Raw genomic sequence first — 18,339 nt, forward strand, 5'->3', positions numbered from 1 at the left:
CCTTGTGCGCTCAGGAGGGGCGCCGCACGCCATAGGTGCGTCCGCCGCGCCGGGGCAGGTTTTCGGGGATGTCACTGTCACCGGCGAGGGTCTCCACGGCCAGGTGCAGTTCGGCCCGCACGGCAGCCGACGCCAGGTCCAGCGCGAGTGCCCCACTGCAGCGCGCCAGCCACTCCGTGAGCGTACTGCGGCTCAGATTGAGCTCGGCGGCCGCCGGGGCGGTGCGGCCGCGGTGGAGCAGCCAGCAGCGCAACGCGATGCGCTGCGGCCGGTCCAGGGGTTCCAGAAGGGCCGCCGCCCAGCGTTGGGCGTACTGGGGGCTGAGCAGCTCACGGGGTACGCGCGGCCGGACGGTGAGCCGCTTGCCCGCCGTGGGCGCCGGCGGCGCGGAAGGGGCGCGGACGGTCAGAAGGAGGAGGGCCTGGGCCGCGGGATCGTCGAGTTCCACGCACAGCGCGGAGGCGGCGGTGCGCAGGCGTTGGCGTACCGTTCCTTCCGACACGGCCAGAGCCGACGCCGCGGCGGCCGTGGAGCCCGAGCGCAGATACGCCTCCAGTGTCTTGCGGAGTTCGCGGGACAGCGGTTGCAGGACGGCAGCCGACCAGGCCGCCAGCCGGCCCGGGGGGATGGTGTGCAGGAGCCCGCGGGCACCCAGGTCGGCGGCGGGGGCCAGGCTGCCTGTCGTCGCGCCGCTGCGGGCCCTCGAGGCTTCGTTCCATGCCGTGGCGGCCAGGTCGAGGGGCATGGGCTCGGAGACCCCGCCGGTGAGCCGGTACTCATGGGCCAGCCGGGCGAGTAGTGCGTGCCGTTGCTGGGGGTCGCCCTGCTCACCGTGGAGGGCGACAACGGTGAGGTCCACGCCGTGCAGACACACCAGCGTGCGGGGTGACGCCATCCGGCGGGGGGTGTGCACGCGGTGCCACAGATCTCCGTACGCGGCCTCGACCGCCTCTCCCGTGAGCCGGTAGACGGTCGTGTGGCTGAGGGCGTCGCAGCCCAGGACCTCGGTGGCCAGGCGTGTCTGGCCGGCCAGGAGCAGCGCCAGCACCGCGCGGTGCTGGCGCTGCTCCTGGCGCTGGGCCTCCTCCACCCGCCGGGCGGGCATACGCATGCGCAGCAGGTCAAGCGCGGTGGACTGGAGCAGGGCGATCCGTTTGCGCGACACCGCAGGTCCCGGCCCGATCACAAGAGTGGTGTCGGCGGTCTTGCGGACGGCGAGGTGACGGTGGGCGAGGGGGTGGGCGGCGGCCCGGACGCCCTTGGACGCGGCCTCGGCAGGGCAGGCCTGGATGGGGCGGCCGCCTCGGTTGACCAGCACCGCCCAGCCGTCCGCCAGTGCCGCGGTTTCGGCTATCAGCCGGGCGTCCGAGTGGGCGGCCGCCTTCTGCAGCCGCCGCACCAGCTGGTACGCGGTTGCCCGCCCTGCCGGGACGGGCGCGGGTGCCCCGCCGCCCGGGGTCACTGGATCCGGGCCACGCCGCCCCAGCCCGCCCGGTCGGTCAGGGTTCCGGTGTTGGCGTCCGGGCGCCAGCGGGGCCAGCTGGTGAAGCCCGGCTCGACCAGTTCCGTACCGTCGAACAGCTGCACGGAGACGGAGGGTTCGCGCAAGATGTAGGGAATGGCACCACTGGTGTTGTACGCCTCCTGGACCTGCGCGTGCAGTTGGTCGGCGGCCGTCGAGTGGCTGAGCGCCAGGTAGCTGCCGGAGGGAAGGCGGTCCACCAGGCGGCGCACCAGGCCGAGCGCTTCCTGCCAGTCCTCGATGTGGCCCAGGACGTCGTTGATGACCAGGGCGACGGGCCGGCTCATGTCCAGGGTCTTGGCCGCCCCGGCCAGGACGGCGTCGGTGTCCCGCATGTCGGTCTGGACGTAGTCGGTGGCTCCCTCGGGGGTGCTGGTCAGCAGCGCGTGCACGTGCAGCAGCACGATGGGGTCGTGGTCGACGTAGACCACGCGGCAGTCGGGAGCGATCCGCTGGGCAACCTCGTGCGTGTTGTTGCTCGTCGGAAGGCCGGCCCCGAGGTCGATGAACTGCCGTATCCCGGCCTCCTTCGTCAAGTAGGTGATGGTGCGGCGCAGAAACGCGCGCGACTCCGCCGCGAAGGGCACGATGTTGGGGTAGGTGGCGCTGTAGGCGTCGCCCGCCGCCTGGTCGGCCGGGTAGTAGTCCTTTCCGCCGAGCCAGTAGTTCCACACCCGTGCACTGTGCGCGACGGACGTGTCGATCGTCGTCGCCTTGGGGGTGGGCTCAGTCATGCCAGGGCCTCCAGTGAGGTATGCGGATGCGGTGCCACGAGGCACGCGTGGTCAAACAGCATCTGGTACGCCGTGACCGTAGTCAGCTCATTCGACATTTCGGCGGTTCCGGGCAATCCGCCGTCACGCACGACGTGGTCGGGGATCTCGGGCACCTCGACTCGGTAGAGCATGAGCGTGGGCTGTCCGGCCAGCACGTGCAGAGGGCCGTCGAGCGGATGGATCTGCAGCGTGACGTCACCGCGTTCGGCGGCGGCCGCCAGCGCCTGACGCTGCTCCGCCATCACCCGCGCTCCCCCGATGGGAGTGAGCAGGGCGGCGGCCGACATCAGCGCCCAGATGCGTGTGTGCGACTGGCGCAGGCGGTGCTGGCGCTCCACTGTCAGTTCGGTGCGCGCCTCACGGTCCTGTGCGGGAAGGTGCGAGCGGCGGATGTCGTCGACCGCGCGGGCATAGGCGGGCGTGCGCAGCAGAGTCGGCACCAGGGCCGGTTCCCAGATGCGGATCAGCCCGGCGGCGGACTCCACCGCCATGAGGTCCTGCTGCCAGGGTTCCATGACGGCCCGCCAGGGGTGCCACCAGCCGGGCAGGTTGGCGGTCGCCAGGTCCTTGAGGAACTCCTCGATTTCGGCAGGCGATGCACCGTAGGCACGCAGGAGGGTCCGCACCTGGCCTTCGTCCAGCGAGGTCGCGGCCGTCTCGATGCGGCGGACCGTCGCCTGGTGGGCTCCGAGGGCACCGGCGGCTTCGGCCCGTGACAACCCGGCGCCCTCACGCAGCGTTTTGAGCCGGTTGGCCAGAACACGGTGCGCGATGGTCGAACCCGACCGTTCTCGGGACACGGACCCCCCTTCCACCCTTCCGGCGGCACTTTGCACAATCTGCCGACAGTGCACACCTTGTACCTTGCACACACTGTCGGCAACCCCTGAGGATGTCTAACCTGCCGCACTCGAAGGGCAGTTGGGCCGCCCTGCACCGAGACGCGGCGCGGACGTCCCTCCGCTGCGCAGGGCCCGTAGTTGCACATGCACCACCAGCGCGCTGCCAGGGAGCGCGCTGACACAAGTGCCCGGGATGCCGACGCTCCGGGCCGGGCAGGCCCGCCGCATCGGGCCCGCGAGGAGAAACGCCCATGACGACCCTCGGCGCGTTAGCCGCGGACAGGGACGAACTGGAACTGCGGCTCGTCTGGCCGCAAAGGCCCGCCGCGCACCTGGACACGGAGATCGCCACCCTGGCGACCCTGCCGGTGGCGACACTGACGCAGGAAGGCGGGCCCGGCGAATTACCGAAGGGCGCTCTCGTCCTGCTCACCGGTACGGCATCGCCGAAGCTGCGCGGCCGCACCGCCTGCGCGTTGGAGTCACTGCTGCGCAGCATGGCGCTCGACGGCTGCCGTGCACTGGCCGTCCAGGCCGCCTCTCCCTCGCCCCAGCCGTTCCCGCGGGCACTGTGCGACGTAGCCGACGAGACCGGGATTCCCCTGCTCGTGACAACGGCGCCCACCGAGCGGTGGCAGGATGCCCATGCCCGCCTCCAGCAATCCCGCCTCGCGGCGTCCGCGGAACTGGGCGCCCAGCTCAACGGTCTGATCGCTCGACTGCCCACGCGCCTGGCCGAACCGCGGGCGATGCAGCGCATGGTGGACTGGCTTGCCCAGGCCCTCCATGCGCAGGTCCTGGTCAGTGGGCCGAACCAGGTCCTGACCGCCTCGTCCACCGAAGCCGTCCACTACCTGGCATGCGCCGTCATCCGCCAGTCCGTTGGCCGGTTTCACCCCTCCAACGACCTCGACATCCGGCTCGTTCCGCTTGCCCCCACACTGACCGGGAACGCCGTCCTGGCGGTAGGGCGTCGCACTCCGTTGAGCGAGAGCGACATGCGCCTGGTGCGACACGCCGCCAAGGCTCTCGGCCTGATCGACCAGGCCACACGTGAGTACCGTGCGGTGAGCGACGCCACCCATGCCACGCTCTCCGTGGCAGCCGAACTGCTCCTGTCGGCCGAGGTGGACAAAGCCCGCAGGGTTCTGGCCGTGCTCATGCCTGGTCTCCTCGACCCCGAAACGGCCCGGCTCTACGTCATCGAGACCGCGCCCAACCACCGCGACGAGACGGTCCGCCAGTGCGAGACGGTGGCGGGCCAACGCGCACTCGTGGCCGCAGACCCCACCAGCGAGGCCAGGGTGCTGGTGATCCACCCCGTCCGCTCCGGCAGCGACCCGGACGACCGCCTCGCCGACGACCTCGTCCACCTCGTCGGGGTCATGGGACCCGGTTCCTGCATGGGAGGCAGTGGCGTCTACGGGCTCGGCATGCTCACCGATGCCCTGCAAGAAGCCTTGACAGCGCTGCGCTGCGCCCCTCGCCAGAGAAACTCGGTAGCCCTGTCCGTCCAGCAGACCGATGTGGTCAGCCTGCTCCCGCCGACGGACGCCCTGGCCTGGTCCCTTGCCCTGCTGCGGCCGGTCATGTGCGACACGGCTCACTGGGAACCGCTGCGCGAATCGCTGCCCACCGCGCTCGCCTACCCCTACACCGTTGCCGCCCGGCGTCTGGCCCTGCACCGCAACACCCTGGCCCGCCGCGTCGCCAAAGCCCAGGAACTGCTGGCGATGGACCTGTCCGCAGTGTCCAACCGGATTGCTGTCGCCCTGGCTCTGGACATCGTCACCGCGCAGACCGCACGGCCTGCCGCATCGCCCGCGCTGGACGAGGCCGCGTCCCCGAACGGCCTGGACCGGCTGTTGCGTGCTCCAGAGGTCCAGGCCTGGGCCCACACACTGCTCGGACCCGCCCGGGCGGACCGGCGCAGGCTGATCGCCACCGCGAGGGCCTGGCTTGCCTGCAACCTGCATGTCGAGCCCACCGCACGGGCGTTGGGGCTCTCGGAGGTGACGGTGCGCTCCCATCTGAGGACCGTCGAGGGGTATCTGTCCCGGGACTTCACGTCGCTGAGCGGGGTACGTGACCTCGCGTTCTCGCTGCACGTCGTCACGGGCCTTCCCCTGGGCATGTCCCGCATCCCCGAGCCGCAGGCCGCTCTCTGACCCCCGGCCCCATGCCGGGAGCAGCGCCCGGCTTTCGGCGGACCGCCGTTTGGACGCCATTGCCCGGATGCAGAATCGTGACCAAGGGTGCTTCAAGCGACGCCCGCAGGCTTCCTTCGGATCGCGGCGCATCCTGCTTGCGGCGGCCGCCCGGACACGGCATAGGGGCTCCGGACGGGTGCAACGGGATCCGTGGTCGGCGCCGAGCGGCCACTGCCCACTCAGACGCAGCACCGGAGAACTTGGCGGCGCGGACGTGTGCGCCTGAGCGTGATCACTCTTGCGCACACTCCCATACGGGTGTTATGCCTGGCCGCACTTTTTTCTGCCACCCCCCTGTTTACGCTTGCGCACGCCCCCACCTGCCCCTTTAGCGTCATTGCGGGGCGACGGACGAGGCTCGCACGAAACCACGGGGGAGTACATGTACGCGCCGAACTGCGGGCGGTCGCTGGACCAAGGGAGGAGGTGGGCGGCACCGGGGCCTGCACCTTCCTGGGAGGTCCCGTCCCGGGGCGGGCGCCCGGGGCACAAGTTCGGAGGTCCTGGAAGGCCCGGACCAGGTCTGCTTCGCCCCGACGAGAGACCCCACATCAGCGCGGAACACCGCCTGGGCCGTGGCGGGCAACGGCGACAAGATCGACCCTGAGGAACCACGATGAAGATTGCCCGCCGCCCCATCGCCGCGCTGCTGCTCCTGGCCGCCACCACCGGCTGCGGCCCGCTCCCCCACAGCAACGGCAACAGCAACCCCGGTGGAAGCAAGAGGCCGGCCCTGAACATGCAGCAGGGCGCGAACCGAGCCGACGTCATCCTGGGGCGGACCCTTGCGGCGATCAAGCCTGAGCTGCGCTGGCTGCACGGCCCCTCGACCGATGCCTCGTGCGCGGACGACCCACAGGCTCCACAGAATTCAGGGACCGTGGACCGCCGCATACAGATCCAGACCGTCGTCTCGGAGGCACGTCGCGCCACCCTGCTCGGCATCGTCGAGCACGACTGGAGAGCCCACGGCTACAAGGTCACCAATGTGAACTCCAACAAGCGGTTCCCCTCCATCGTGGCGTCCACGCCGGACAACTTCTCCGTAGAGGTATCGGTCGGCGGCGAAGGCCAGTTCTTCCTCAGCGTCAGCACCCCATGCCTCACCCGGACAACCGTCGCTGCCCCCACCGCCCCGCCCAACACCCCCGAACGCGAGGGGCAATACCCTCTCCGGCCCTACATCCACGACACCTTCTGGTCCGCCACCTCGACGCGTACGTGAACGACACACCCTCTCCCCGAAAGCCTCCTCCGGAGCTCTCCCCCCCATGAAGTCCTTCTGCGGTCCAGTGGCCGCATGTGTACTCCTCGCCGCGACGGCCGTCGGTTGCGGTGCGATCCCGAACAGCCAGACGAAGGGCGGCGGCACCCACGACCGCAGGAAACCGGCCATGGACATGAGCCAGGGTGCCGATCGGGCCGACGCGATGCTTCAGCAGACCCTGGGGGCCGTCACTCCACCCCTGCGCTGGAACCACGGTCCCTCGATCGACAGTGGTTGCAGCAACATGCCGGGCAGGGACACGGGCACCGGTTCCGTCCATCGCCACGTCATCATCCTGACCAAGGTGTCCGCCGAACGGCGGGGCAGTCTGCTCGGCATCGTCGAGCGTAGTTGGAAGACCCAGGGATACAAGATCAACGGCCTGAACCCGAGCAAGACGATGCCCGCCGTCTACGCCACCACTCCCGACAACTTCCACATCGCCCTGGAGGTCGGTACCACCGGCCAGTTCAGCTTCTCCGCCGTGACCCCGTGCCTCACCGAACCCCACTCCCTGCCCGCCCCCGCGACCACCCCCAACACCCCGCAGCGCGACGACGTCCCCTTCCCACCCCGCGACGACATCCACGACGACTACTGGTCAGCCCCGGTACGTACGTAGACCTCACGATCCACAACGCCCGGCCCAGCGGGCCCCGTTCGGTCTTCGGTCAAGGTCCTGCAGTCGCCAGGCCCTGGTCACTGAGCGAGAAGGGCGGGCCCCGGAAAGCGGGCCCGCCCTTCTCGATGGCGCCCGGGGGGCCGGTCGGGCCCTACCCGCGGTTCAGACGGGCTAGGAGCAGGTTCGGGTCCGGTTCGGGGGCGAAGTACGAGGCGCTGGGGACGTAGACCGTGTGGTCGCGTACGGCCACGGAGGTGGGGTTCGCGAGGCCGTCCTGCTGGGTGAGGACGACGGAGTGGGTGCCCTTCGGGCGTACCACCACGACCTGGTTGGCGGTGTTCACCGTGGCGAGGACCGTGTCTCCGTGGCGTGAGGTGAAGGCGAAGTCGTCGATGCCGTCGAGGCCCGTCGCGCGGACGCCGGTCCTGCCCGCGGAGCCGTTGCGGCGTACGGGGATGCGCAGCAGTGTCCCCCGGTCGGTGTTGGAGACCCAGACGGCGCCGTCGTGGACCTTGATGCCGTTGGCGCCGAAGCCCGTTCCGGACGGGACCGGGCGCAGGGCCTTCGTCGTGGCCCACGCCGTGCGCCTGCCTCCTGTCACGGGTGCGCGCCAGACGACTCCCAGCGCGGAGTCGGCGGCGTACAGCACGCCCCGGTGTTCGTCGAGGGCGAGGCCGTTGGGCAGCCCGTTCGGCGGCAGCTTCACGATCTGGTGGGGCCTGCCGCCGTGGGGCTTGATGCGCCAGATGCCGGTCTCGCTGGTGCCGGTGGCGTACGTGACGTAGAGGGTGCCGTCGTGGGCGCGGGCGATGCCGAGAACCAGCGCGTTGTGGACGAGGGGGGTGTTCGGGTCCGCGACGGCCGGCAGGGTGACGCGGCTGCGGACGTTCCCGTGCCGGGTGACGTTGGCGACCTGGCGGGCGAAGGCGAAGGTCAGATCGGCGGAGCCGTCGGGTTCGAGCGCGATGTTCTCGGGCGTCTCGCCCGCGGTGAAGTCGAAGTGGGCGACCACCCGCGGGTGCGACACGATCGGCTCGTCACCGGATGCGGGAGCCGACGCGAGTACGCCGAGGGCGATGGCGGTCGCGGCGATACCGGCCAGGTACGGGCGTCGGGGCATGGGCCTCTCCTTGGGCTACGGCACGGGCCACCGGTGTGGCGCCAGGGGCAGAGTGCGGTACGCCGGGCCCCGACGGGCGGTGACAGGCGGAATCGCGGCCGGGAGATCGCTCTCGTGGGCTAGGAATGGATCGCCTTGGGGTGGGAGCGGGAGCGGGAGTGGGGGTGGGGGCGGGAAGCGGGGCGGGGGCGGGTGGCCGAGGTCCGCTCACATGTCCGTTGTCAGTGCCCGGCCGTAGATTCCCGGCCATGGGTATCTACTTGGTCAGCATCACCCCCGATGACTGGGCCGACGAAGAAGTCCTCCAGCCCACGGCCCGCGCCCTCACCGCCGAGCTGGCACGCCTCGGACTGCCACCCCTCATGCCCCCGCGGCGGCACGGCTTCGTCCCCGGGTCAGGCACCACCTTCGAGGAGAAGCTCAACCGTCCGATGGGCAGTTTCGGCGCCCTCTGCGAAAGACAGCCGGACGGCCAGGATCACAGCAACACCCTGCTCGGCTGGGACCTGCTCCTGCCCATCGCGCTCCCCCACCCCATCAAACTGCGGGCCGCGCCCCACGGCGACCCCACGATCGCCCAGTCCGCCCACACCGTCCTCGCCGCAACCCAGACGCTGGCCCGTCAGCTGGCACTGCCCCCGCAGATACCCGCGTACTGCGACAACCTCAACCTCACGAACTGGTTCACCGGCACGGAAGTCCAGCGGGCGGCCGCAACGCACCCGGGGCCCTGGCAGAACGACCTCGATGCCGCCTTCTACACGGCGGTGTACCTCCGCGCAGCCGAACACAGCCTGCGCAACGCATGCCCGCTGCACTACTCGTGACCCGTTCTCTTCTCCGGCTGCCGAGCCCGTTCTGCACCTTCAGGAGCCCGTTGGGTTCCCGGGCCCGGTCCCACAGGAGTCGGGCGGGCGGGGCACGATGCGAGGCCGACCCCGAGCACTCAGACGCCGCACCGCAGAACTTGGCGGCGCACACGCGTACGCCTAAGCGTGATCACTCTTGCGCACACCCGTATACGGGTGTTATGCGTGGCCGCACTTTTTTCAGCCACCCCCCTGTTTGCGCTTGCGCACGCCCCCACCTGCGCCTTTAACGTCATTGCGGGGCGACGGAAGAGGGTCGCACGAGACCGTGGGGGAGTACGTGTACGCGCAGAGCTGGCAGCGGTTGCTGGACCAGGCGGGGCAGTCGGGACAGGCAGGGCAGCCGGGGCAGTCCCGACAGGCGGGGGCGATGTCACTCGCGTCGGCGGGACCGGCGCGTGGCGGAAACAACGATGGCAGTGGCGAGCTGAAGCACAGCGCCAAGCCGTGGTCGGACGCGGCGGGCACCGCCCACGCACTGCAGACGGACACCGCCACGGCCAAGGCGAAGCTCACCGCGGCACACGCCGGTGCCGAGGCGGGCACGGCCGGGCTGGCGAGTATGGCCGCGCTCAAGTCCGTACTCACCTCGTGGGAGAAGCGGCTGACGGCCGTCCACACCGAGTGCGGCGCGCTGGAGCCGGTTCTGCGCCGGACGGCGTGGGCGCAGGGCGAAGTGGACGCGGGTGTGAAGTCGGCGCTGGCTCAGTTCTCCGCGCCGGCCGGCAAGGGCCGGTGACGGGGGTGCTCACCTGGCAGCAGTTGCACGACCTCAAGTGCGCCGAACTCCTCGACGCCGCCGACGGCTGGGGCGCCGTCAGTACCCAGGCCGACGCGGCCCGGGACCGGATCAGCAGCGAGATGATCCACGGCCTGGAAGCCACGCAGAAGGGCATGGCGTCCCCGGCCGCCGTCAACCGTCTGCGCCGCCTGGACCGCAACTACGACTACATCCGTACGGAGTGCGGTCTCGTCCGTACGACTGTGACCTCACTCGTGTACGAACTGGTCGGGTTCCAGGGGCAGTTGAAGGACGCCCTGGACGACGCCGCCAGTCTCGGGTTCACGGTCGCGGCGGACGGATCGGTGAGCTACCCGGCCGGCGGCCAGAACGTGGTCACGGACCAGCCGGTCCCCGGCGGCAGCGCCGGCGCCGACACCCCGCTCATGTCCCGCCCGCCCACCCTCGGCGCGCTCCACCCCGGCCTGGCCGACCCCAACCCCAACCGGGCCAAGGCCCAGGACATCGCCGACCGCATCCACCGCGTACTCACGGCGGCCCGCGAGGCCGACGAACACTTCAGTACGGCCCTGAGCAGGCTGAAGGCCGAACCCGGCCTGGACGTCACCGAGGCGACCTGGAAGGACGCGGCCTCGGACCTGGCCGCGGTGCGCAAGCTCTCCGGCGACCGCCTGAAGAAGACCATCCCGACGAACGCCTCCCCCGCCGAGCGCCACGACTGGTGGACCCACCTGTCCCAGGCCCAGCGCGACGAATACCTCACCCTGTGCCCGGACGTCCTCGGCAACCTGGACGGCATCCCGGCCCTCGCCCGCGACGAGGCCAACCGCGACAACCTGCAGATGCTGATCGGCAAGCTGTCGGGCGAGGACACCGAGGCGGCGCGGGCGAAGCTGGCGGGGCTGCGGTCGATCGACGAACAGCTCCAGGCGGCACCGGAGCCGGGCGTCCCGCCCATGTACCTGCTCGGGATCGGCGACCAGGGCAACGGGCGCGCCATCGTGGCCTTCGGCAACCCGGACACCTCGAAGAACGTGTCCGCCTACGTCCCGGGTCTCGGCACCTCACTCGACGCGGACTTCGCCCGCGGTGACATCAAGCGGGCCCGCCAGACCGCCAAAGGAGCAGGGTTCTACGACCAGTCCAGCGCCTCGATCGTGTGGCTCGGCTATGACGCGCCTCAGCTGCCGGCAGAAAAGATCGGCGCCAATTTCGCCGTGATGTTCCCGTACCACGCGGTCGCGGGCTCCTCCGCCTACAACCAGTTCATGGCGGGCATCTCGGCGACGAATGAGAATGCCGATCCCCACATCACTGCCATCGGCCACTCCTACGGCTCCCTCACCGTCGGCCAGGCGGCGCAGCGGTCGGGCGGCATCCCCGGTGCCGACGACATCATTCTCGTCGGCAGTCCGGGCACCGGAGCCCGCACCGCCGACCAGCTGGGTGTCGGCAAAGACCACGTCTACGTCGGCGCCGCCAAGAACGACCTCGTCACCCAGCTGCCGAACTCAGCCGAAATCGCCACTGCCCGGGAAGGCTTCAAGAACGGTTATAAGACCGGATCCCTCCTCGGGCCTGTCGCAGGACTGGGCTCGGGCCTCCTCGGAGCCTTCACCGGCTACGAGGTCGGTGACGCCGTGTCCGACGACAGCCAGATCTACTTCGGCACTGACCCCGCCAGCGCGGAATTCGGCGCCAAGCGCTTCACCGTGGCCGACGGCCCGCCGGTCGTGGACGCCGGGCACCTTTCCATCGGTGACATCGGGGCCCACTCGAACTACTTCAACCCGGATAAGGACGCGGACTCCGCCGACAACATCGCCAAGATCGTGGCGGGTCGAGGCAGTGAGATCAGCACTCAGGAGCCCCGATGAATCTCCATCGCCACGTCGTCACCCTGCTGCTCCTCGCGACAGTCACCGGCTGTGGCTCGCTCACTGACTCGGATATCACCGGAAGAGATCGACCCACCATGAACATGCAGCAAGGCGCCGAGAAAGCCGACGCCATCCTCCAGAACACCCTGGCCGGCATCACCCCGGGGCTCCGCTGGGTCCATGAGGCATCGGAGGACATCGGTTGCTCGGATTGGAAGAACGCCGGCACGGGCACCGGTTCCGTCATTCGCGGCATCATGATCATGACGGTCGTCTCTCCCGAGCGGCGCGGCGCGCTCCTCGGGGTCGTCGAACGCAACTGGAAGGCAAGCGCGTACAAGATCACCCGGGTGAACCGGAGTATGGAGCTCCCGTCCATCACGGCCTTCACGCCCGGGGGCTTCCAAGTACATGTGGCCGTGGGTGGCGAGGGCCAGTTCCGCTTCTCCGTCACCACCCCCTGCCTCACCGACTCTCCCGTCCAGAAGCCGGCCACCCCGTCCAACGTGGACACCAACACCCCCGCCTACGAGGGCGGCAAACCCCTCCCCCGCCCCTACATCCACGACGACTTCTGGTCAGCCACGCCGACGCGTACGTGAGCCGGACGGCCCGGCCGCAGCGTCCCCGCAGCCCGACACCCGACAGGCGCTGTGCGGCATCACTACGGCCCCGTGCTGGCCCCGTGGTCCCTCGAACTCGGTTGCACGCTCTTGGACATGTACATCGAAGACACCTCGTAGCCGTTGCGCCGGTACAAGGCAATGGCTGCGGCGTTGCCCCCGAAGACGTTCAGATGGAGCGAGGCCATGCCCTCACGGGCCACGAGTTCCTCGGCGGCGGCGAGGATGGCCGATCCGTACCCGTGGCGCCGGAACGGAGCGAGGACGTTGATGTCGTACAGCCAGGCCGAGTCCGTGGTGGCCGCTGCCTGACGTGGGTCCGGGCCGATCCACGCGTCTCCCACGACCTGGCCCGATGCGTTCTCCGCCACCACAAGGTGATGACCAGCGGTGTCACACCCGTCCGGGAGGAACTGGGCCGTGCCCCGGTGCGCCCGCTCTCGCGCCAGCTCTGCCGGCATGAACTTGCCCAGTTCGCGGGCCGTCTCGGCCTCGCGATGCGCAGTCGCCGCTTCGTACTCCGACGGCGTCATTTTCCGCAGGGTGACCTTCGGCGCGTCCATGCCACCATCCTCAGCTGACTGCCGGTGAGAGCGATACCGAGTTTCCACGCACGGCGGGTCGTAGCGGGCGTGGCCGGTACGTCACCACACGGCACAGCACACTGCTCGACTCCACGACTGCTCGACCGCGCGCACGGCGAGCTCATGCTCCGTGCGGGGGCGGTGGTCAGTGCAAGGCGTGGCCGTACGCCGTGACCAGTCCGTCCAGGTGCGGGTCACCAAACGTGGCTCGCAGCTCCTCGAAGGCACGGCTCTTGTCGGGGCCGAAGCGGGCGACGTGGGCGGCGTAGCCGGCCGGGGTGAGGAATCTGGGGGGTGTGGACTTGCTGTGGAACTTGTCCGCGTACATCACCAGCCGCTCCTCGGCCGTTTCCGCCACGTAATCGGCGGGCGGCAGCGGCAACTGCTGGCGTTCGATGTCGTCCCTGGTCAGCCCCACACCCGTATGACAGGAGCAGAACCGGCACACGGACTCGGGGAGTCCCTCCTCCGCGAGGAGGGCGTGACCGAGGATGCCGTGGCGCAGGTAGTTGGCGTGATCGAGGCGGCCCGTACTGTCGTAGAGGCGGTAGACGCCGATGTCGTGCAGCAGACAGCCCGCCCGTACCAGCTCGCGGTCCAGCTCCGCCCCGCCGCAGCGGTCCAGCAGCCCTTCGGCGATCTGCCACACGATCTCGCAGTGGGTCCAGACCAACTCGTACGCATCCCGGAACGGGGCGTGCTTCTCATGGAGCTCGCGGCACTCGTCCACCGACAAAATGGTCATCGGTGCAGCTTAGCAATGCCGCGAGGGCGGTCACCGGAGGTGAGCGGGGCGCCCCGCTCACCTCCGGTGACCGCGCCCGCTCTCTCCGAATTCTCCCCGGGCCGTCACTCGCTCCCCTCACTCCTCCCGCAGGCTCGTGACGAGTTCACGAGGCAGACCGTGTGTGTCGTGGAGGTACTGGAAGTCCTCGTCCCGCAGCGGGCCTTGGAAACGGGAACGGGCCAGCACCTGTCGGCCCCGTACCAGGAGTCGGCTGAACCGGCGCTCCTCTTCGAGGAGCAGTCGGCGTACGTCGCCGGGGCGCACCTCCTGGCGGAAGTGGTGCAGGGTGTGGGAGATGAGCTCCTCCGGCAGGTCTCCCAGGGTGCGCGACGGGTCGTCCCGCCAGAGGAGGGTGAGTACGCGTCGCAGCAGGCGGCGGAGTACGTAGCCGCGTCCGGTGGCGGCGGGGCGTACGCCGTCGCCGAGTACGACGACGGCTGACCGCAGGTGGTCGTAGACCAGGCGCAGCGACGGTTCGTCCAGCGGCCACAGGACCGGCACGATGCGGCGCCAGGGGTCGAAGACATCGCACTCGAACACGGACGACTTGCCCTGGAGCAGCGAGGCCAGGCGCTCCACGCCGAGTCCGGTGTCGACGTTGCGCTGGGGAAGTGGAACCAGGGAGCCGTCTTCCCGTCGACGGTGGCGCATCATCACGTGGTTCCAGACCTCCACCCAGCGGTCGTCGCGGGTGGGTGTCGACTGGGGCGGGCTATCGCCGCTCCACAGGAAGATCTCCGAGTCGGGACCGCACGGGCCTATCGGACCGTTGGACCACCAGTTGTCCTCCACGGTGAGCTCGACAGGTACGCCATGCTCCTGCCATACCTCAAGGGAAGCGGTGTCCGGCCCGGTCCGGTCGTCACCGCCGAAGACGGTGGCGTGCAGCATGCCGGGGTCGATGCCCAGTCCGTCGGTGAGCAGCCTGTACCCCCAGTCGAGGCTCAGCGAGCCCTCGTAATCGCCCAGCGACCAGGTGCCGAGCATCTCGAAGACCGTCAGGTGGGTGGCATCGCCGACCTCCTCCAGGTCGGTGGTGCGCAGACAACGCTGCACGTTGACCAGCCGCCGGCCCAGCGGATGGGGGCGCCCCTCCAGGTACGGGGTGAGGGGATGCATACCGGAAGTGGTGAACAGCACCGGGTCGCCGGGGGTTGGCAGCAGTGTCGAGCTGCTGATCCGGCGGTGGCCACGCTCCTCGAAGTACTCGAGGAACGTACGGACCATCGTCTCTGTGTCCATGGGACGGCTCCTTTGCTTCTGCGCTACTTCGCTTCTTCGCGTCACAGCGGGGAAGGCACCGGATAACGGGTCCGTGCTGGTCAACGCGTAGCGGCAGGGGCCGAGAACGCCATGAACCACCGGCGGGCCGTTTCCGGTCGCCGGTGGGAAAGGGGGGAAGGTCAGACGGCGGCAACCGGCGAGCGGGGCGCTCGCGCGGTCGCGGGGGTGGTTCGGCCGGTGACGTTCATACGGGGACGATAGCCCGCCCGGGCCGCGCGAGCGCGCGATTTCCTTCCGCCGCGTCCTGGGCTGTCGCGGGTCCCGGCAGGTCTGCAAGCAAGGAGAAGGGCAGACGGGAACGCGACCGCACCGGTGCGGCAACCGTTTAATGGGGGCCACGGCACCCACGTGAGGACCCGAGCGGCTGCGCGGACCGCGTACGTTGCGCGGGTACCCAGGCGCCGTGCCACAGAAGTTGACGCTCCGGACGTGTACGTCTGAGCGCGGTAGCTCTTGCACACACCCCGGCAACGGTGTTATGCGCGACCACCCGAATTTATCCCGCTCCCCCGTTTGCGCTTGCGCATGCCCCCACCTGCCCCTTTAACGTCATTGGCGGGGCGACGGAAGAAGGTCGCACGGGACCAGGGGGAGTACGTGTACGCGCAGAGCCGTCAACGAGGGCCGGAAACCCCTCCCTCCTCCCTTGCCTCCACGACGACGTCTGGTCGGCCACGGCCGCCACGCAGACACCTACATGAACGAGACGACCCGCAACACCCCCTCCCCGGAGCCCCGATGACTTCATTCCTCCGTCCAGTGGCCGCATCCCTGCTGCTCGCAGCGATGGCCGTCGGTTGCGGCGTACTCCCGGACAGCCATGCGACGGGCAGCGGCACCCATGACCGCAAGAAGCCGGCCATGGACATGAGCCAGGGTGCCGAGCGCGCCGACGCGATGCTTCAGCAGACCCTGGGCAGCATCACCCCGCCCCTGCGTTGGTACCACGGCCCCTCGAACGACATCGCGTGCAGCAACATCCTGGGCAAGGGCACCGGGACCGGCACCGTCAAGCGGCGTATCGCCATCCTGACCACGGTGTCCGCCGAGCGGCGGGGCAGCCTGCTCGGGGCAGTCGAGCGCAGTTGGAAGGCACACGGGTACAAGATCAATGGAGTGAACCCCGACAAGGAAATGCCCGCCATCTACGCCACGACGCCGGACAACTTCCAGATCACGATGCTGGTGGGCGCCACCGGCCAGTTCATCTTCTCCGCCGGGACTCCCTGCCTCACCCAGACCAGCAATATCCCGAAGCCCGTCACCACTCCCAACACCCCGCCGCGCGACGTCCCCTACCCCGCCCCCGCAGACATCCACGACGACTTCTGGTCCACCGCCGCCCCGGACGGACCGGCCTCTCAGGGGCACTCCCCCGCCGCCAGCCGCTAGAAGGCCGCCGCTCATGCCCCGTTGACGCCGCCAACTCCGGCTGTCCGGCACCTACAACCGGCCGTGCCCGGGGCAGGCAGAAACGGTGCCCCTACCAGTCGAAAGGCGTGCCAGCCATCATCGCAACGTTGCCGACTGGCGCGCAGACGTACTCGCACTCCCCCCACGCGCGGGATTCGCGAAGCGCCCGTCAGGCGACCCCGCGCCATACCGCGCAGCGCCTCCCCATCAGCGATCACTGCTTGGAGCTCGTACATCCAAGGCCTCTCCCGATCGGAGGCCCATCGTCTCCCACACAGCCAAACCGTGGCGTCACTGGGACCGGCCGACCTCTGCCGCGTTGTCCCCCTCACGTACGAGGGTCGACGGCTGGAACGCCTACGACACGTTGCCCCGAGCCGTGTTCTGGGCACCGTCCCGTCCCGCCCTCAGCCACCGCTCGATGACGGCGAAGTCGTCGTCGGTGAGGCCGTATCGGGGGTCGACGCGGTGAAGGAGGGCTCGGCCCGGGTGGTGGGTTTGCGTCCAGGACCGGTCCCTGTCCGTGATCTCGTCGTCGATCCATACGTACGGGCGTCCGGCCGCCCAGTCCCGGAGCGGGCGGGTCTTCCAGTGGAGGTGGAGGCCGTGGGGATGGTCGTCGGCGGGGTCCGGCCAGTCCACGACGGGCAGGCGCGGCAGGCCCAGCCACGGGGCGATGCAGTCGTTCGCGTCGGACATCCACGTCGTGGCCCACACCAGGGTGCAGGGCAGCGCCAGCAGCCGTGGCCCGTACGCCGGGTTGATCCTGGTGAGGAGCGGGTTGGCGTCGGCCGCCGGCTGGTGGTGAACGTGCCCGGTGTCGTACGTGGGGTAGCCGCCGTGCGGGAGTTGGTCGGGTGTCGCGCCGAACGGGATGAGCGGTCCGTCGACGTCGAGGAAGAGGAGTGATGGTCGGGGTACGGGGGCGGTCACACTTCGCACCGTACCCGGGGGTGTGTCCGGGCAGCTTCGAAGGTGGGCACGTCCGGTTCAAGATGGGCGCGTTCGGTACGTACCGTGCATACGGACGAGGGCCCCGGCCTCCGCTACGGAGACCAGGGCCCTCATTCATCGAGCGCTGGGCAGGCCTTGCACCTGCATCTCCCCACAGGAAGTGGGGCGCCTTTCCTTGGACCACCAACGCATGTCCCGCCACCGCTCTTCGCGGCCGCAAGCTCAAGATCGACTATAGCGGAACGGCGGGTGGTTCGCGAAACACGGCCTCTCCATGCGGGAGAAGTAAGCAGATGAGGTGGTGGGAGTGAGGGCGTCGCTCGGGACCGGCCAGCCCATGCGCTGGGCTTGGCCTGTGGCCTGTGGCCTTGGAACTGTCTGGTGTCGAGGTGTCGACCGCTCCTCTGCTGCGGCTGGGGCCGTGCCCACGCTCCCCGCAAGCGACTGCAAGTGACTGCATCCTTTGGCCTACTGCGCATTCGGCCCTGGGGAGGACGATCTTGCGGCGCGTTCGCGAGACGGTTGCTCCGTGCGTACGGCCATCGGTTACACCCTTGAAAGCATCGGCTACGTCGTAGGAGGCCAGGGTCTGATCAGCTTCGCTTCGCAGGCCCTCTTCGGCACGGAGTGGGGCTGGTTGCACAAGGTCGTCGGCCTTCCGTCCGTCGCATACCTCGGCATCGCCGTGGCAGGACTGGCGTGCGTCGTCGGCGGGGTGCGGATCCGGAAGCGTCCGCGCAACTGGAAACCGCGTGATCCGCGCGCGTTGCGGGCACCCTGGTGAGGCCTCTGCTGCGCCGGGCCGGACGCCAACTCCTCGTCGAGCCGCTTGGTTCGCCGGTAC

Annotated in this window: 17 protein-coding genes; 9 read left to right on the forward strand and 8 right to left on the reverse strand. The window is 69.7% G+C overall.

What is annotated here, in order from left to right; genetic code table 11:
* Nucleotides 1–10: 10 nt before the first annotated feature.
* The 3 genes from AC069K_RS28690 to AC069K_RS28700 are packed head-to-tail and all read right to left on the reverse strand — an operon-like array spanning nucleotide 11 to nucleotide 3,098.
* A complete protein-coding gene (locus AC069K_RS28690) occupies nucleotides 11–1,399 on the reverse strand; it encodes a helix-turn-helix domain-containing protein (protein ID WP_478621226.1) in 1,389 nt (462 codons plus the stop codon).
* 59 nt (nucleotides 1,400–1,458) lie between these two features.
* A complete protein-coding gene (locus AC069K_RS28695; RefSeq protein ID WP_478621228.1) occupies nucleotides 1,459–2,256 on the reverse strand; it encodes an SAM-dependent methyltransferase in 798 nt (265 codons plus the stop codon).
* Nucleotides 2,253–3,098: a helix-turn-helix domain-containing protein gene (locus AC069K_RS28700; protein ID WP_478621230.1), complete on the reverse strand. Its 846-nt coding sequence runs from the start codon at nucleotides 3,096–3,098 to the stop codon at nucleotides 2,253–2,255. Before AC069K_RS28700 ends, AC069K_RS28695 begins: the two co-directional genes overlap by 4 nt.
* A 293-nt stretch (nucleotides 3,099–3,391) precedes the next feature.
* Here AC069K_RS28700 and AC069K_RS28705 point away from each other — a divergent pair, with 293 nt between their 5' ends.
* The 3 genes from AC069K_RS28705 to AC069K_RS28715 all read left to right on the forward strand — a co-directional run bounded on the left by AC069K_RS28705 (nucleotide 3,392) and on the right by AC069K_RS28715 (nucleotide 7,239).
* Nucleotides 3,392–5,308 (forward strand): helix-turn-helix domain-containing protein, encoded by a 1,917-nt coding sequence (locus tag AC069K_RS28705; protein ID WP_478621232.1) that lies wholly within the window; start codon nucleotides 3,392–3,394, stop codon nucleotides 5,306–5,308.
* A gap of 658 nt (nucleotides 5,309–5,966) precedes the next feature.
* On the forward strand, nucleotides 5,967–6,575 hold the full coding sequence (locus AC069K_RS28710) for a hypothetical protein (RefSeq protein ID WP_478621234.1): 609 nt from the start codon (nucleotides 5,967–5,969) through the stop codon (nucleotides 6,573–6,575).
* A 169-nt stretch (nucleotides 6,576–6,744) separates the two neighbouring features.
* Nucleotides 6,745–7,239: a hypothetical protein gene (locus tag AC069K_RS28715; RefSeq protein ID WP_478621236.1), complete on the forward strand. Its 495-nt coding sequence runs from the start codon at nucleotides 6,745–6,747 to the stop codon at nucleotides 7,237–7,239.
* 151 nt (nucleotides 7,240–7,390) lie between these two features.
* On the opposite strand, the gene AC069K_RS28720 is transcribed toward AC069K_RS28715, so the two are convergent.
* The gene (locus AC069K_RS28720; protein WP_478621238.1) at nucleotides 7,391–8,359 is read right to left on the reverse strand and encodes an SMP-30/gluconolactonase/LRE family protein; all 969 of its coding nucleotides are present in this window, start codon (nucleotides 8,357–8,359) and stop codon (nucleotides 7,391–7,393) included.
* Nucleotides 8,360–8,607: 248 nt separating this feature from the next.
* Between AC069K_RS28720 and AC069K_RS28725 the strand changes: the two genes are divergently transcribed.
* The 4 genes from AC069K_RS28725 to AC069K_RS28740 all read left to right on the forward strand — a co-directional run bounded on the left by AC069K_RS28725 (nucleotide 8,608) and on the right by AC069K_RS28740 (nucleotide 12,452).
* Nucleotides 8,608–9,186, forward strand: a complete 579-nt coding sequence (locus tag AC069K_RS28725) for a hypothetical protein (protein WP_478621240.1) — start codon at nucleotides 8,608–8,610, stop codon at nucleotides 9,184–9,186.
* A 310-nt stretch (nucleotides 9,187–9,496) separates the two neighbouring features.
* Nucleotides 9,497–9,967 carry a hypothetical protein gene (locus tag AC069K_RS28730; protein WP_478621242.1) on the forward strand — a complete coding sequence of 157 codons (471 nt, stop codon included), beginning with the start codon at nucleotides 9,497–9,499 and terminating at the stop codon, nucleotides 9,965–9,967.
* Nucleotides 9,964–11,847, forward strand: a complete 1,884-nt coding sequence (locus AC069K_RS28735) for an alpha/beta hydrolase (protein WP_478621244.1) — start codon at nucleotides 9,964–9,966, stop codon at nucleotides 11,845–11,847. Before AC069K_RS28730 ends, AC069K_RS28735 begins: the two co-directional genes overlap by 4 nt.
* A 98-nt stretch (nucleotides 11,848–11,945) precedes the next feature.
* A complete protein-coding gene (locus AC069K_RS28740) occupies nucleotides 11,946–12,452 on the forward strand; it encodes a hypothetical protein (RefSeq protein WP_478621246.1) in 507 nt (168 codons plus the stop codon).
* A gap of 62 nt (nucleotides 12,453–12,514) precedes the next feature.
* Here the strand turns inward: AC069K_RS28740 and AC069K_RS28745 are convergent, their stop codons facing one another.
* From AC069K_RS28745 to AC069K_RS28755, 3 genes are all read right to left on the reverse strand, one after another.
* Nucleotides 12,515–13,036, reverse strand: a complete 522-nt coding sequence (locus AC069K_RS28745; RefSeq protein ID WP_478621248.1) for a GNAT family N-acetyltransferase — start codon at nucleotides 13,034–13,036, stop codon at nucleotides 12,515–12,517.
* A 166-nt stretch (nucleotides 13,037–13,202) separates the two neighbouring features.
* The gene (locus AC069K_RS28750) at nucleotides 13,203–13,802 is read right to left on the reverse strand and encodes an HD domain-containing protein (protein ID WP_478621250.1); all 600 of its coding nucleotides are present in this window, start codon (nucleotides 13,800–13,802) and stop codon (nucleotides 13,203–13,205) included.
* Nucleotides 13,803–13,919: 117 nt separating this feature from the next.
* Complete coding sequence (locus AC069K_RS28755) at nucleotides 13,920–15,086, reverse strand: alanine--tRNA ligase-related protein (protein WP_478621252.1); 1,167 nt, start codon at nucleotides 15,084–15,086, stop codon at nucleotides 13,920–13,922.
* 780 nt (nucleotides 15,087–15,866) lie between these two features.
* On the opposite strand from AC069K_RS28755, the gene AC069K_RS28760 reads away from it, so the two are divergent.
* The gene (locus AC069K_RS28760) at nucleotides 15,867–16,520 is read left to right on the forward strand and encodes a hypothetical protein (protein ID WP_478621254.1); all 654 of its coding nucleotides are present in this window, start codon (nucleotides 15,867–15,869) and stop codon (nucleotides 16,518–16,520) included.
* A 378-nt stretch (nucleotides 16,521–16,898) separates the two neighbouring features.
* Here the strand turns inward: AC069K_RS28760 and AC069K_RS28765 are convergent, their stop codons facing one another.
* Nucleotides 16,899–17,474, reverse strand: a complete 576-nt coding sequence (locus AC069K_RS28765; RefSeq protein WP_478621256.1) for an HAD domain-containing protein — start codon at nucleotides 17,472–17,474, stop codon at nucleotides 16,899–16,901.
* A gap of 550 nt (nucleotides 17,475–18,024) precedes the next feature.
* Here AC069K_RS28765 and AC069K_RS28770 point away from each other — a divergent pair.
* Nucleotides 18,025–18,279 carry a hypothetical protein gene (locus tag AC069K_RS28770; RefSeq protein WP_478621258.1) on the forward strand — a complete coding sequence of 85 codons (255 nt, stop codon included), beginning with the start codon at nucleotides 18,025–18,027 and terminating at the stop codon, nucleotides 18,277–18,279.
* Nucleotides 18,280–18,339: the final 60 nt, after the last annotated feature.

This window comes from Streptomyces sp. NPDC043908 (assembly GCF_056435525.1).